General features: G+C 71.4%; 12 protein-coding genes. 9 read left to right on the top strand and 3 right to left on the bottom strand.

Annotated features, from left to right (window positions below):
- The first annotated feature begins 51 nt into the window (after window positions 1–51).
- From IFU40_RS05380 to IFU40_RS05370, 3 genes are read left to right on the top strand one after another with little or no spacing between them, the layout of a single operon-like run.
- Complete coding sequence (locus IFU40_RS05380) at window positions 52–540, top strand: shikimate kinase (protein ID WP_055837939.1); 489 nt, start codon at window positions 52–54, stop codon at window positions 538–540.
- Window positions 537–1613, top strand: a complete 1077-nt coding sequence (gene aroB / locus IFU40_RS05375) for a 3-dehydroquinate synthase (RefSeq protein WP_191925653.1) — start codon at window positions 537–539, stop codon at window positions 1611–1613. The genes IFU40_RS05380 and aroB overlap by 4 nt, the downstream gene beginning before the upstream one ends.
- The gene (locus IFU40_RS05370) at window positions 1610–2140 is read left to right on the top strand and encodes a GNAT family N-acetyltransferase (protein WP_191925652.1); all 531 of its coding nucleotides are present in this window, start codon (window positions 1610–1612) and stop codon (window positions 2138–2140) included. The genes aroB and IFU40_RS05370 overlap by 4 nt, the downstream gene beginning before the upstream one ends.
- Window positions 2141–2245: 105 nt before the next feature.
- Here the strand turns inward: IFU40_RS05370 and IFU40_RS05365 are convergent, their stop codons facing one another.
- From IFU40_RS05365 to IFU40_RS05355, 3 genes are all read right to left on the bottom strand, one after another.
- Complete coding sequence (locus IFU40_RS05365) at window positions 2246–3565, bottom strand: MFS transporter (protein WP_055837349.1); 1320 nt, start codon at window positions 3563–3565, stop codon at window positions 2246–2248.
- Window positions 3566–3578: 13 nt separating this feature from the next.
- Window positions 3579–4484 (bottom strand): shikimate dehydrogenase, encoded by a 906-nt coding sequence (locus tag IFU40_RS05360; protein WP_191925651.1) that lies wholly within the window; start codon window positions 4482–4484, stop codon window positions 3579–3581.
- A 647-nt stretch (window positions 4485–5131) separates the two neighbouring features.
- Window positions 5132–5764 (bottom strand): TetR/AcrR family transcriptional regulator, encoded by a 633-nt coding sequence (locus IFU40_RS05355; protein WP_191925650.1) that lies wholly within the window; start codon window positions 5762–5764, stop codon window positions 5132–5134.
- 50 nt (window positions 5765–5814) lie between these two features.
- Between IFU40_RS05355 and IFU40_RS05350 the strand changes: the two genes are divergently transcribed.
- The 6 genes from IFU40_RS05350 (at window position 5815) to IFU40_RS05325 (ending at window position 13982) form a co-directional block, all read left to right on the top strand.
- A complete protein-coding gene (locus tag IFU40_RS05350) occupies window positions 5815–7635 on the top strand; it encodes a bifunctional sugar phosphate isomerase/epimerase/4-hydroxyphenylpyruvate dioxygenase family protein (protein ID WP_191925649.1) in 1821 nt (606 codons plus the stop codon).
- 13 nt (window positions 7636–7648) lie between these two features.
- Entirely contained in the window at window positions 7649–8107 is a 459-nt protein-coding gene (locus IFU40_RS05345; protein ID WP_070408004.1) for a type II 3-dehydroquinate dehydratase, read from the top strand.
- Between the two features lie 111 nt (window positions 8108–8218).
- Window positions 8219–8779, top strand: coding sequence for an elongation factor P (gene efp, locus IFU40_RS05340; protein ID WP_055837365.1), 561 nt, complete (start codon window positions 8219–8221; stop codon window positions 8777–8779).
- Window positions 8780–8797: 18 nt separating this feature from the next.
- Window positions 8798–9208 carry a transcription antitermination factor NusB gene (gene nusB / locus IFU40_RS05335; RefSeq protein WP_055837367.1) on the top strand — a complete coding sequence of 137 codons (411 nt, stop codon included), beginning with the start codon at window positions 8798–8800 and terminating at the stop codon, window positions 9206–9208.
- 142 nt (window positions 9209–9350) lie between these two features.
- Entirely contained in the window at window positions 9351–12299 is a 2949-nt protein-coding gene (locus tag IFU40_RS17020) for an SNF2-related protein (RefSeq protein WP_191925648.1), read from the top strand.
- Between the two features lie 120 nt (window positions 12300–12419).
- Window positions 12420–13982, top strand: a complete 1563-nt coding sequence (locus IFU40_RS05325; protein WP_191925647.1) for a Rieske 2Fe-2S domain-containing protein — start codon at window positions 12420–12422, stop codon at window positions 13980–13982.
- The last annotated feature ends 77 nt before the right edge of the window (window positions 13983–14059 follow it).

Raw genomic sequence — 14059 nt, 5'->3', positions numbered from 1 at the left:
CTCTCGACCGGCGCCGACGCGAACGGCCCCGCCGTCGTGCTCATCGGCCCCATGGGAGCGGGCAAGACGAGCGTGGGGCGCCGCGTGGCGCGCGCGCTCGGCGAGCCCTTCGCCGACACGGACAAGATCGTCGTGCGCGACCACGGGCCGATCCGCGATCTGTTCCTCGCGCACGGAGAGGCCCACTTCCGCGCGCTCGAGCGCGACGCCGTGGCCGAGGCACTGGCCCGCGGCGGCGTCGTGGCGCTGGGTGGGGGAGCGGTGCTCGACCCCGTGACCCGCGAGCGGCTCCACGCGCACCGCGTCGTGCTCCTCACCGTCGCGATGCACGTCGTGGCGTCGCGGATCCACGGCGACGAGCGACCCCTGCTGGGCGGCGAAGACCCCGTGGCCCGGTGGCAGCGCATCTTCGATGAACGACGGCCCGTGTACGAAGAGGCCGCCGACATCGTGTTCGACACGTCGTCGGGCCCGCTCGCGCGGGTCGTCGACGACATCGTGGCCTGGGCACGCCGTGTGCCGGCCGGAGAGACGGCATGACCGACACCACCACCATCAGCGTCGCCGGCGACCCCGGCTACGACATCACCGTCGGACGCGGCCTGCTGGCCTCGCTCGGCGAGAAGCTGCCGCCGGCGGCCCGCAAGGTGCTCATCGTGCACCCGCCGACGCTCGCGGCTCAAGCCGAGGCGCTGCGGGCGCAGCTCGTGGGCGATCGCGAGGTGCTGCTCGCCGAGATCCCGGATGCCGAGGCGGGCAAGCGCGTGGAAGTGGCCGCGTTCTGCTGGCAGGTGATGGGGCAGGCGGACTTCACCCGCACGGACGCGGTCATCGGCTTCGGCGGTGGAGCGGTGACCGACCTCGCGGGCTTCGTCGCTGCGACCTGGCTGCGCGGCGTCGCGCTGGTGCAGGTGCCCACCACCGTGCTCGGCATGGTCGACGCCGCCGTGGGCGGCAAGACCGGGATCAACACCGCCGAGGGCAAGAACCTCGTCGGCGCCTTCTGGCCGCCCGTCGCGGTCGTCTGCGACCTCGACCTGCTCGAGACCCTGTCGCGCAACGAGGCGACCGCCGGGTTCGCCGAGGTGGTCAAGGCCGGTTTCATCTGGCATCCCGAGATCCTCGACCTCATCGAGGCCGACCCCGAGAACATCGTCGATCCGCGGGGCGACGGATTCCGCCGCTGCATCGAGCTCGCGATCGACATGAAGGCGCGCGTCGTCGGCGAAGACCTGCGCGAGGCGGGTCTTCGCGAGGTCTTGAACTACGGTCACACCCTGGGCCACGCCATCGAGCACGCCGAGCGTTACCGCTGGCGCCACGGTGCCGCGATCTCGGTCGGCATGGTGTTCGCCGCCGAGTTGTCGCGTCTGGCCGGCCGTCTTCCCGACGACGTGGCGCAGCGTCACCGTTCGGTGCTGGAGTCACTGGGTCTTCCCACGTCGTACCGTGCCGGGGCCTTCCAGACGCTCAAGGCGACGATGCAGCGCGACAAGAAGAGCCGCGGCGGCATGCTGCGCTTCATCGTGCTCGACGACCTCGCTCGGCCCACCGTGCTGCAGGCCCCCGACGAGTCACTGCTCTTCGCGGCCTACCAGGAGGTCGGTGCGTGACCCCCGCCGCGCGCCGTGTGCGCGCGGATGAGGGCGCGCGCGTCCGTGAACTGCGGCTACGTGCCGTCCGTGATCCGAACGCCGCCCTGGCGTTCCTGACCAGCTACGAGCAAGAGATCGCGCGCGATCCCGCGTTCTGGGATGCCCGCGCGGCGAGCGGCGCGGGCGGCGACGCGGGCGCGATGTTCGTGGTCGAGACCGAGGGCGAGTGGGCGGGATCGGCGACGGTGCTCGTGCGCCGGGCCGGCGACGTCGACCACACGGGCCGTCGACGGACCCAGGCGCACGCCGGGATCGTCGGCGTCTTCGTCGACCCGGCGTACCGCGGGTCCGGGGTCATCGACGCTCTGCTCGAGGCCACCGCCGACTGGGCCCGGGCGCGGGGATTCGAGACGCTGTCGCTCGACGTGCACGTCGACAACGGACGCGCGCAGGCCGCGTATCGTCGCGCGGGATTCGTCGCGACGGGCGAGGAGTTCACCACGTCGATCGGCCGCGAGCTCGCCATGACCCGCTCGTTGCGCTGACACGGCCGCCGAAGCCTGGCCCACCCGTCGCGTCCCCGCACCCACGACCGCGCGCGGGAACGACGAAGCCCCGCCTCCCGGGGGAGACGGGGCCGAGGTCGGGCGTCAGACCGAGACGGTCGCGCGCTCGCGCGACGACAGACCCAGCTGGTCGGTGGGAACGTCCTTCGTCTCTCGAGCGGTCAGGGCGCTGACCGAGGCAATGATCGCGATGACCGCGGTGAAGATGCTGATGACGACCCAGCCGCCCGCACCGCCGCCACCGAGAGCGGCGACGATGCTCGGCGCGAAGCCGGCCATCAGGAAGCCGAGCTGCGTACCGATCGCCATGCCCGAGAAACGCACCCGGGTGCTGAACATCTCGCCGTAGAACGAGGGCCACACGGCGTTGGCCGCGGCATACCCGCACGAGAACGTCAGGATCGCCAGGCCGAAGGTGAGCAGGTCGTTCCCGGCGCCCATCGACAGCATGTAGAACGGCATGAACGCCGCCGACGACAGCGCGCCGTAGATGAAGACGGGCTTGCGGCCGATGCGGTCGGCCAGCTTGCCGAACAGCGGCTGGGTGAACAGCGCGACGACGTTGGCGACGACGACGAGCCACAGCGTCACGCTGGCGGCGAGACCGACCTCTTTGCCGTAGGCGATCGCGAGCGTGCCGAACACGGTGGACACCGCGGCGATGAAGGCGCAGAAGATCACGCGGAGCACGTCGCGCCAGTGGTTCTTCAGCAGGGGCACCAGCGGCATCCGCGCGATCTTCCCGTCGGCCTTGGCCTGCTCGAACTCGGGCGTCTCGTGAAGGCTCCGGCGGATGAAGAACGCCACGACCACGACCACGGCGCTCAGCCAGAACGGGATGCGCCAGCCCCACGAGAACTTGATGTCGTCGGGCAGGGCGACCACCGGGATGAAGATGAGGGCGGCGAGGATCTGCCCGCCCTGGGTGCCGGTGAGCGTCCACGACGTGAAGAACGACCGGCGCGAGTCGGGGGCGTGCTCCAGCGTGAGCGACGAGGCCCCCGCCTGCTCGCCGGCGGCCGACAGCCCCTGGGCGAGACGGCACAGCACCAGCAGCGCGGGCGCGAACCACCCGATCTGGGCGAAGCCCGGGAGGCAGCCGATGATGAAGGTCGACAGGCCCATCAGCAGCAGGGTGAACATCAGCACCTTCTGGCGCCCGATGCGGTCGCCGAAGTGGCCGAGGATGACGGCGCCGAAGGGGCGCGCGATGTAGGCGAACCCGAAGGTCGCGAACGACATCACGAGCGCCGCCTGATCGCCCGACGGGAAGAAGACCGTCGGGAAGATCAGGGCGGCGGCGGAGCCGAACAGGAAGAAGTCGTAGTACTCGACGGCGCTGCCCATGAAGCTGGCGGTGGCCGCCTTCACGGGAGTCTTCCGCGTCGTTGCGGGGGTGGTCATGCGAGTGTGCTCCTTATCGGGCGACGGCCGGGTCGGCGGTCGTGTCGGGGATGCTGTCGGTGGTGACGAGGTCGAGGAAGTGGGCGGTCATGCGGTCGGGGTCGGGTCGCGTCCCCGTGATGAGGGCGAACGCGTCGACGGCCTGGTGGACCGCCATACGTCCGCCGCTGAGTGTGCGGCAGCCGCGCTCGCGCGCGGTGACGAGGAGTTCGGTGTCGAGCGGGCGGTAGACGATGTCGGCGACCCACAGCTCGGGGCGGAGGAGCGCGGCGTCGAGGGGGAGCCCCGGGTGCTCGGCCATTCCGACGGGGGTGCAGTGCACGAGGCCATCGGCGCCGGCGAGCACGTCGGCGAGCCGGTCGGGCGCGGCGGTGTCGACGACGGCGAGCGGATGCCGTGACGCCAGGTCGTCGGCGAGGGCCGCGGCGCGGGCAGGGTCGAGGTCGACGACGGTGAGCCGGCGCGTCCCGAGTCGCAGCAGGGCGTCGGCGACGGCCGACCCGGCCCCGCCGGCGCCGAGCTGCACGACGTGGTCGGTCGCGGCATCCGGGAGTCCGTCGGTGAAGGCGGCGGCGAAACCCGTCGTGTCGGTGTTGTATCCGACGCGTCCGGTGGGGGTGAACAGCACGGTGTTGACCGCGCCGAGGGCGGCGGCGACGGGGTCGATGCGATCGAGGTGCGCGAGCACGCTCTGCTTGCACGGGTGGGTGACGTTGACGGCGTCGTAGCCGAGCCGTTCGGCCCACGCCAGCACGTCGCCGATGCGCTCGGGGTCGATGCCGAGGGCGGTGAGGTCGAGCGGACGGTAGACGTAGGTGAGTCCGAGCGCGCGCGCCTCGGCCATGTGCATCGGCGGCGTCAACGAGGGGAGGACCCCCGTGCCGATGAGGCCGACGAGATACGGGTGCGCGTCGATCACGGTACTCCTTCGTCTCCGCGAGCCGGTTATGTACTAACCGGTACGTTCAGAGGAAACCATGCCGAACGCATCGTGTCAACGACGACTTCGATACGGCGCCGCGGCCGGGACCCGGGCGTCCCGGACCATCGCGATCGTCGAGTGTCCAGGACACGCCGCACGCCGCCGGGCCGACACGGCATGTCGTGGACACTCAACGGTGGTCTGGGCCGGGGAGGGGGCCGAGCGGGGGCGCGGTCGGCGCGCGGGGCCCACCCGGCGCACGCCCAGCGCACGGGGCCCACCCGGCGCACGCTCAGCGCACGGGGCCCACCCGGCGCGCGGTCAGCACGCGCGGCCCGCCCGGATAGTCGAGTGTCCAACACACGCCGCACGCCCCAGGGTCGACACGGCATGTCGTGGACACTCAACGGGGTCTGGGCCGGGGAGGGGGCCGAGGGGAGGGGGCGGGGCCTGTCCGGCGCACGCTCAGCGCGCGGGACCCACCCGGCGCGCGGTCAGCACGCGCGGCCCGCCCGGATAGTCGAGTGTCCAAAACACGCCGCACGCCCCAGGGCCGACACGGCATGTCGTGGACACTCAATGAGGGTCTGGGCCGCGGAGGGGGCCGAGCGCGGTCAGCGCGCGGGGGCCGAGCGGGAGCGCGGTCAGCGCGCGGGGGCCGTCAGCCAACCGACGACCACGTCGCCGATGACCGCGCGCAGGTGCGAGCGCCGGTCGGGCGAGGTGAGATCGACGTCGAAGAGGTGGCCGAACGTGTAGCGGTTGGCGACCTGGAACACGCAGTACGAGCTGATGACGAGGTGCACGTCGATCGCGTCGACGTCGGAGCGGAAGACCCCCGCGGTGCGCCCGCGCTCGAGGATCTCGTCGAGCAGGCCCTTCGCCGGCTGCGACAGGGTGCGGAGCCCCTCGATCTGGCGGATGAACTCGCCGCGGTGGATGTTCTCGATCGCGACGAGACGGATGAAGGCGTCGTGCCCGACGTGGTGGTCGAAGGTCAGCTCGGCGAGCGCGCGGATGGCATCCACGGGGTCGGCGTGATCGACGTCGATCGCCCGCTCCGCCTCGCGGATGCCGCGGTACGCCTCTTCGAGCACGGCCCGGTACAGGCCCTCTTTGCCGCCGAAGTAGTAGTAGATCATGCGCTTCGTGGTGCGCGTGCGTGCGGCGATCTCGTCGACCCGCGCTCCCGAGAAGCCGTCTTCGGCGAAGACCTCCGTGGCCACCGCGAGGAGTTCGGCGCGGGTGCGCTCGGCGTCTCGACGTGCCTCGGCCATTCGGTCAGACTAGTGGACCCGCTTTGTACCAGATGGTACATTCGGCCGCCATGAGGACCTCCATCGCGACCGTCTGCATCAGCGGAACGCTCGCCGACAAACTGCACGCCTGCGCCGACGCCGGTTTCGACGGGGTGGAGATCTTCGAACCCGACCTGCTCGCCGCCCCCGAGAGCCCCGAAGAGATCGCGGCACTGGCCGGACGCCTGGGCCTCAGCCTCGACCTCTACCAGCCGATGCGCGACGTGGAGGGCGTCGACGAGGCCGCGTTCGCCGCGGTGCTCCGCCGCGCCGAGGCCAAGTTCCAGCTCATGCGCCGCCTCGGTATGGACCTCGTGCTCTGCTGCAGCAACGTCGGCACCGCCACGATCGACGACGACGCCGTCTCCGCCGACCAGCTGCGACGCCTCGGCGACCTGGCCGCGGGATACGGCATCCGGATCGCGTTCGAAGCCCTCGCCTGGGGCCGCTACGTCGACGACTACCGGCGCGCCTGGCGCATCGTCGAGCAGGCCGACCACCCCGCGGTGGGCGTCTGCCTCGACTCGTTCCACATCCTCTCGCGCGGGCACGACCCCGCCGGGATCGCCGCGATCCCCGGCGACAAGATCTTCTTCGTCCAGCTCGCCGACGCCCCGCGCCTGAGCATGGACGTGCTCTCGTGGAGCCGCCACCACCGTCTGTTCCCCGGCGAGGGCGAGTTCGACCTCGCCGAGTTCACCGCGCGCATCGTCGAGGCCGGCTACACCGGACCCTGGTCGCTCGAGGTGTTCAACGACACGTTCCGCCAGACCGACCCGCGCCGCACGGCGCTGCACGCCCGCCGGTCGCTGCGCTGGCTCGAAGACGCGGTGGCCCGCGAGATCCCGGATGCCACGACCCACCGCGGCGATCTGTCGATGCTGCCCGACTCGGCGGCCCCGTCGGGCGTCGACTTCGTCGAGGTCAAGGCCGAGGACACCTCCGCGATCGAGGAGCTGCTCGGCCAGCTCGGCTTCACCTCGCGCGGACGCCACCGCACGAAGCCCGTGACCCTGTGGACCGCCGGCGACGCGCGGGTGGTGCTCAACGAGCAGCACGCCCGGGGCTGGGAGCCCCGGCTCGCGGCCGTCGGGCTCGAGGTCGACGACGCCGAGGCGGTCGACCTGCGCATGGACGAGCTGCGCGTACCGCGGGCCTACCGCCGCACCTACGCCACCGAGGAGCGCCTCGACGGCGCCATCGCCCCCGACGGCACCGAGGTGTATTGGGCGCAAGCGGCCGACGAGGGCGACCCGGCGTGGGTGGGCGAGTTCGAGCACGGCGAGGCCGCGCGAGAGACGGCCATCACGGGTGTCGATCACGTCAGCCTCAGCCAGCCCTGGGACGCGATCGAGGAGGCGACGCTGTTCTACACCGCGGGTTTCGCGCTGCGCGTCGACAGCAGCACCGACGTGCCGGGGCCCCGCGGTCTCGTCGCCAGCCGCGTGCTGGTCGCGCCGGGGAGCACCGTGCGCCTTCCCCTGAACGTCGCCCCGCCCATCCTGGCCTCGCAACGCGCGGGAGCCGCACTCCCGCAGCACGTCGCCTTCGTCTGCGACGACGTGCGCCACGTCGCCCGCGCGGCGCGCGAACGCGGCTTCGCGCCGCTCGAGATGCCGGCCAACTACTACGACGACATCGCCGCCCGCTTCGATCTGTCGGAGGCCGCCGTCGACGAGCTGCGCGACCTGCACCTCGGCTACGACCGCGACGATGCGGGCGAGTACCTGCACTTCTACACGCGCACGATCGGCGAGGTCTTCTTCGAGTTCGTGGAGCGCGTCGACGCCTACGCCGGCTATGGCGCCGGGACCGCTCCGGTGCGCCTCACCGCGCAGGGGCGGCGCTGATAGCGTGCCCGACATGACCACGCCCCGCCGCCTGCTGCTCGTCAACGGCCCCAACCTCAATCTGCTCGGCACGCGGCAGCCCGAGATCTACGGTCGTGACACGCTCGCCGACGTCGAACGCGTCGTCGACGAGGCCGCCGCGCGTCACGGGCTCGAGGTGCGCGCCGTGCAGAGCAATCACGAGGGCGTGCTGATCGACGCGATCCACGACGCGCGCCTCGACTGCGCCGGCATCGTGATCAACGCCGGAGGACTCACGCACACCTCCATCGCCCTGCGCGACGCCCTGGCATCCGTCGCCCTCCCCGTCGCCGAGGTGCACATCTCGAACATCAAAGAGCGAGAGGCGTTCCGGCATTTCTCGTACATCGAAGACGTCGCCGTCGTGCACGTCATCGGCGAGGGCGTCCCGGGCTACGCGCGCGCGGTCGACCTGCTGATCCCCGTCATCGCCGGACGCGCCGAGGGCTGACGCGCCGCGCCCGGGCGCGGATCGCACCGGCGTCGGGGCATCGCGTAGACTCGGTCGCCGGGTGCGCGCCACAGCGCGGACCCTCCTCACACGAAACGGAACAGCGACCTCATGGCATCCACCGCAGACATCAAGAACGGCGTCGTCCTGAACATCGACGGTCAGCTCTGGAGCGTCGTGGAGTTCCAGCACGTCAAGCCCGGCAAGGGCGGCGCGTTCGTCCGCACCAAGCTCAAGAACGTCATGAGCGGCAAGGTCGTCGACAAGACGTTCAACGCCGGCGCGAAGATCGAGACCGAGAACGTCGACCGCCGCGACTTCACCTACCTCTACAACGACGGTGACGGCTTCGTCTTCATGGACGTGCTCGACTACGACCAGATCACCGTGGGAGCCGCCACCGTCGGCGACGCGGCCAACTTCCTGCTCGAGAACCAGCAGGTGCAGATCGCGCTGAACAACGGCAACCCGCTCTACGTCGAGATGCCGCCGTCGGTCATCCTCGAGGTCACCTACACCGAGCCGGGCCTGCAGGGCGACCGCTCGTCGGCCGGCACCAAGCCCGCCACCGTCGAGACCGGTTACGAGATGCAGGTTCCGCTGTTCCTCGAGACCGGCACGAAGATCAAGGTCGACACCCGCACGGGTGACTACCTCGGTCGCATCAGCTGACCCCGTGGTTCTGACGAAATGAGCGCGAGGACTAAGGCGCGCAAGCGCGCCCTCGACATCCTTTTCCAGGCCGACGTGCGCGGCGAAGAGCTCGCGATCATGCTGGCCGCCGAGGCCAAGCGCGCGGCATCCGAGCCCGCGCGTGAAGCCTCGTGGCTGTACGCCCGCGACATCGTCGACGGCGTGATCGACAACCGCGACGCCATCGACGAGCAGATCACCACGTTCTCGAAGGACTGGTCGCTCCAGCGCATGCCGGCCGTCGACCGTGCCCTGCTGCGGATGGCCGCGTGGGAGATCCTCTACAACGACGAGGTTCCCGTGGCCGTCGCCATCGACGAGGCCGTGGAGCTGGCCAAGGAGTTCTCGACCGACGACTCCGGCTCGTTCGTGCACGGCGTGCTGGCGCGCATCGCGCGTTCGTCCTGACCCCTCTCGACGTGTTCCGACGCGGCCCCGACCCGGTGTCGGCGGTCGCGTCGCGTCGTTTCCCGGATGCCGAGACCCGGGTGTCCGCGCGTCGGGCGCCCGCACCCGCGCCGATGTCGGAGGCTCCCGGCAGGATGCTCCCGTGACCTCGTGGCGCGACCTCGTCCCCGCGGGCGAGACGACCGCGTTCGAGCCGCTCGCCCTCGGCGTCGAGCTGCGCCAGCGCGAGGCGTACGACCCGGCGCGGTGGGAGGCCCGCGCGGTCGTGCCGGTGACCCCGCGCTCGCTCGCCCAGCGCCAAGACGACCTGCAGTTGGTCGCACGTCCGCTCGTGCGCGGAGCCCGCGACGCCTGGATCCGCGCCGATGCCACCTGGGATGCCGTGCGCCGATCGTCGGGACGCTTCGACCCGGCGCACGTGCGCTGGTTCGCGGAACTGCACGCGCTGGCCCAGGCGCTGCGCACCACCGGCCCCTTCGCGCCGTCCGGCGATACGGTCGCGCTCGACGCCGCCGACTCGCCCCTGCTGTGGCCGCTCCTGCGCAGTGCCGAGGTGCTCGGCATCCCGATCGTGCCGATGCATGCGCAGCAGAGCGTCCGCCTCGCGCGCACCGCCACGGCGCGCGTGGCGCTCGACGCGGTGGGCGGGGGAGCGCTGCGCGTGTCGGCCGACCTCGAGATCGACGAGCGGCGCGTCGACGCCGCCCACGCGCGCGCCCTCGGCGCCGCGGGGCTGTTCGCCTACGAACTCGACCGCGACCCGGTGCCGATCGTGCTCGCCGCCGTCGAGCTACCGGCGCCCCTGCCCGCCCTGCTCGGCGGCGGGGTCGTCGAGGTGTCATCGGCCGATGCGGCGGAGTTCCTGGCCGAGATGTACCCCCGTCTCGCCCGGCGCGCCCCGCTGTCGGTGGGGGCGGGGGTTCCGGCCCCACCGCCGCCGCGGCCGACCCTCGAGGTCGCCGTGACGTACGTCGACGACGACGTGGCCTTCGTCCTCACCTGGGCGTACCCCGGCACGCACCGCGTCGCCTACGACGCCACGGCCGACGACCCCGAGCGCGACCCCCGCGCCGAAGCGCAGATCGGCGAACGATTCGAGACGGCGTGGCTGGCGGCATCCGACCTGCCGGTGACGGCGCGCGCCACGCTGCGCGACGCCGACGCGGCGGTGTTCGTCTCGCGCGTGCTCCCCGCCGTCGACCTGCTCGACGAGGTGCGGGTGCGCACGACCGGCACGGCACCGTCGTTCCGCGAGCTCCGGGGCGACCCCTCGCTGCGCATCACGGCGGTGGAGTCCGTCGACCGCGACTGGTTCGACCTGGGGATCGTGGTGACGATCGAGGGCCGGACGATCCCGTTCGCCACCCTGTTCTCGGCTCTCTCCCGCGGGCGCACGCGCATCAAGCTCTCCGACGGCGCGTGGTTCTCGCTCGCGCACCCCGCTCTGCAGCGGCTCCGCGATCTGCTCGACGAGGCGGCGGCCCTCGACGAATGGGAGGCCGGGCCGCGCCTGCCGCGCACCCATCTGTCGCTGTGGGCGGAGTTCGAAGACCTCGCCGACCAGTCCGAGGCGGCGGTCGAGTGGCGCCGGCTCGCCCGCGCCCTGCGCGACGTCGCCGACGTGCCGCAGGTGCCGACGCCCCCCGGATTCCGCGCCGAGCTGCGCCCGTACCAGCGCGAGGGCCTGTCGTGGCTGGCCCTGCTGCACCGGCATCGACTGGGGGGAATCCTGGCCGACGACATGGGGCTCGGCAAGACCCTGCAGCTGCTCGCCCTCATCGCCCACGCGAAAAACCTCGGCGACGAGCGGCCGTGGCTGGTGGTCGCCCCGACCTCGGTGCTGCCGACGTGGCGCGACGAGGCCGCGCGGTTCGCTCCCGGCCTGCGGGTCGCCGTCGTCGAAGCCACCGCCGTCCGTCGCGACCGCACCATCGCCGAGGTCGCCGCCGACGTCGACATCGTGGTCGCCCCGTACGGGGTCGTGCGCGCCGATGCCGACGAGTTCGCCGATCCGCACTGGGCGGGGGTCGTGCTCGACGAGGCGCAGTTCGTGAAGAACCCGGCGACCCGCATCCATCGCGCGATCGCGGCGCTGCGCACCGACGCGGTGTTCGCGGCGACCGGCACCCCCATCGAGAATGGCCTCGACGATCTCTGGGCCCTGCTCGCGCTGACCGCGCCCGGGCTGTTCCCGTCGATCCGGCAGTTCCGCGAGGACTACACGCGCGCGATCGAGCAACTTCCCGCCGACGCGCCCACCGCGCTGTCGGCCGCCGCGGCCGGCGCGCACCGCGAGAAGACGCTGGACCGTCTCCGCCGCCGCGTGCGGCCCTTCCTCCTGCGCCGCACGAAAGACGTCGTGGCCTCCGATCTCCCGCCCAAGCAGGAGCAGGAGATCGCGGTCGCCCTGGGGCCCGCGCACCAGGAGCTCTACGATCGGGTGCTGCAGCGCGAGCGGCAGAAGGTGCTCGGGCTGCTCGACGACCTCGACCGGCAGCGCTTCATCGTCTTCCGTTCGCTGACGCTGCTGCGCATGCTGGCGCTGGCCCCGGGCCTCGTCGACGAGCACGACGCGCACCTGGGCTCGGCCAAGCTCGACGTGCTGCTGGAGCGTCTCGTCGAGGTCGCCGCCGAGGGACATCGGGCGCTGGTCTTCAGCCAGTTCACCTCGTTCCTCGACCTGGCCGCCGCGCGATTGGATGCCGCGGGCCTGGCCTACGCCCATCTCGACGGCAGCACGGCTCGCCGCGGCGAGGTGATCGAGGGCTTCCGCGGGGGAGACGCCCCGGTGTTCCTCATCAGCCTCAAGGCCGGGGGTTTCGGGCTCACCCTCACCGAGGCCGAGTACGTGTTCGTGCTCGACCCCTGGTGGAACCCCGCCGCGGAGTCGCAGGCCATCGATCGCGCCCACCGCATCGGCCAGACCCGGAGCGTGTTCGTCTACCGGCTCATCGCCGCGGGCACGGTCGAAGAGAAGGTGCGGGCGCTGCAGCATCGCAAGGCGGCACTGTTCGACGCCGTGATCGACGACGACGACGCCTTCGCGGCCGCGCTCGACGCCGACGACATCCGGGGGCTGCTGGGGCCCTGACGCGGGGCGCAGCGCGGGCACCCCGGCATCCGTTCTCGCGAGCGACCCGCCGTGGCTCCCCGAACCCGTTCAGCCACCCCCGCGTAGACTCGTCAGGTTCGCCAACGACACAGGAGCGACATGAGAATCACCGGCCTCGGCCACGCGGGCATGTTCATCGAGACCGCGGGTGGCAGCATCATCTGCGACCCGGTCATCGGTCCGAGCTTCTTCGGCTCGTGGTTCCCGTTCCCCGACAACCGCCAGCTCGACTGGGAGCGGTACGGCGCCGCGGACTTCCTCTACATCTCGCACCGCCACCGCGATCACTTCGACCCGGCGGTGCTCGAGCGGTACGTGTCGAAGGACATCCGCGTGCTGCTGCCCGAGTACCCCACCGACGACCTCGAGCGCGACCTGGTGGCCCTGGGGTACACGAACCTGGTGCGCACCGAAGCGGGCGTCCCCCTGCAGTACGGCGATCTGAAGCTCATGATCACGCCGCTGCGCGCCCCCTCCGACGGCCCCATCGGCGACTCGTCGCTGTCGGTCGACGACGGAACCGCGTCGATCCTCAACCAGAACGACTCGCATCCCCTCGACCTCGAGAAACTCATGCACTTCGGCAAGCCCGACGCCTACTTCACGCAGGTGTCGGGCGCCATCTGGTGGCCCATGGTCTACGACCTGCCGCTCGATGCGAAAGAGAACTTCGCGCAGCTCAAGCGCGACGCGCAGAACAAGCGCGCAATGTACTACATCGAGAAGGTTGATGCCGAGCACGTCTTCCCCATGGCGGGCCCGCCGATGTTCCTGCGCGAAGAGCTCTTCCGCTACAACGGCACCGGCCTCGAGAACGACTCGATCTTCACGGATCAGTGGGAGTTCCTCGCGCACATGAAGCAGCAGCGCCCCGATCAGAAGGGCTACCTGTTCCTCCCCGGCGCCGAGGTCGAGGTGCGGGGGTCCGACGTCACCGTGACGCAGACGCTCTACACCGACGCCGAGATCGACCGGGTCTTCGGCGACAAGTGGAACTACCTGGCCGAGCAGCGCGATGCGCGCCAGAGCGAGGTCGCTGCCGAGGTGGCATCGCGCGCCGAGATCCTGCCGCCCGCCGAGATGCTGGCCGCGATCAAGGAATGGTGGGAGCCGCTGCTCCGCCGCGCGCGCACGATCCGCAACGGCGTCGGGGGAGCGGTGCGCTTCCGCATCGGCGAGCTCGACATGGTCGTGGACTTCCCCAAGGCGAAGGTGCGCGAGTACGCCGGCGAAGACTGCATCTACTGGTACACGATCCCCGCCGACCTGGTGTCGACGAACATCCGCGACCACGAGATCGACTGGTCGAACTCGATCTTCCTGTCGATGCAGTTCGAGGTCGGTCGCTCCGGCAAGTTCAACGAGTTCCTCACCACGTTCCTCAAGTGCCTCTCGCGCGACCGCATCGAATACGTCGAGAACTGGTACGCCGAGCAGTCGGATCAGACCGAGGATGCCGAGATCGACGGCTGGACCGTGCAGCGTCGGTGCCCGCACCTGCGCGCCGACCTGACCAAGACCGGCAAGATCGAGGGCGGCGTACTGACCTGTTCGCTGCACGACTGGAAGTGGGACCTGGCGACGGGCCGCTGCCTGACGACGACGGGTCACCCGATCCGCTCGACGCGCGCCGCCGAGACGGCCGAGGTCGCCGCGGGCTGAGCGCGCGCGGGCGCAGCAGCGGGCGCCACGGCGCCACCGTCCCGGACCTGCCGTCCCGGCATCCACCCGCTAGACTC

The organism is Microbacterium sp. CFBP 13617, assembly GCF_014839445.1.
In the GTDB taxonomy this organism is placed as follows: domain Bacteria; phylum Actinomycetota; class Actinomycetes; order Actinomycetales; family Microbacteriaceae; genus Microbacterium.
This window is presented reverse-complemented; position numbering and strand designations above follow the sequence as displayed.

Coding starts and splice junctions, on each gene's coding strand:
- IFU40_RS05345 (WP_070408004.1), top strand. CDS start 7,649: ATGACCACGCCCCGCCGCCTGCTGCTCGTCAACGGCCCCAACCTCAAT.
- IFU40_RS05380 (WP_055837939.1), top strand. CDS start 52: ATGGGAGCGGGCAAGACGAGCGTGGGGCGCCGCGTGGCGCGCGCGCTC.
- IFU40_RS05350 (WP_191925649.1), top strand. CDS start 5,815: ATGAGGACCTCCATCGCGACCGTCTGCATCAGCGGAACGCTCGCCGAC.
- aroB (WP_191925653.1), top strand. CDS start 537: ATGACCGACACCACCACCATCAGCGTCGCCGGCGACCCCGGCTACGAC.
- nusB (WP_055837367.1), top strand. CDS start 8,798: ATGAGCGCGAGGACTAAGGCGCGCAAGCGCGCCCTCGACATCCTTTTC.
- efp (WP_055837365.1), top strand. CDS start 8,219: ATGGCATCCACCGCAGACATCAAGAACGGCGTCGTCCTGAACATCGAC.
- IFU40_RS05325 (WP_191925647.1), top strand. CDS start 12,420: ATGAGAATCACCGGCCTCGGCCACGCGGGCATGTTCATCGAGACCGCG.
- IFU40_RS05365 (WP_055837349.1), bottom strand. CDS start 3,565: ATGACCACCCCCGCAACGACGCGGAAGACTCCCGTGAAGGCGGCCACC.
- IFU40_RS05355 (WP_191925650.1), bottom strand. CDS start 5,764: ATGGCCGAGGCACGTCGAGACGCCGAGCGCACCCGCGCCGAACTCCTC.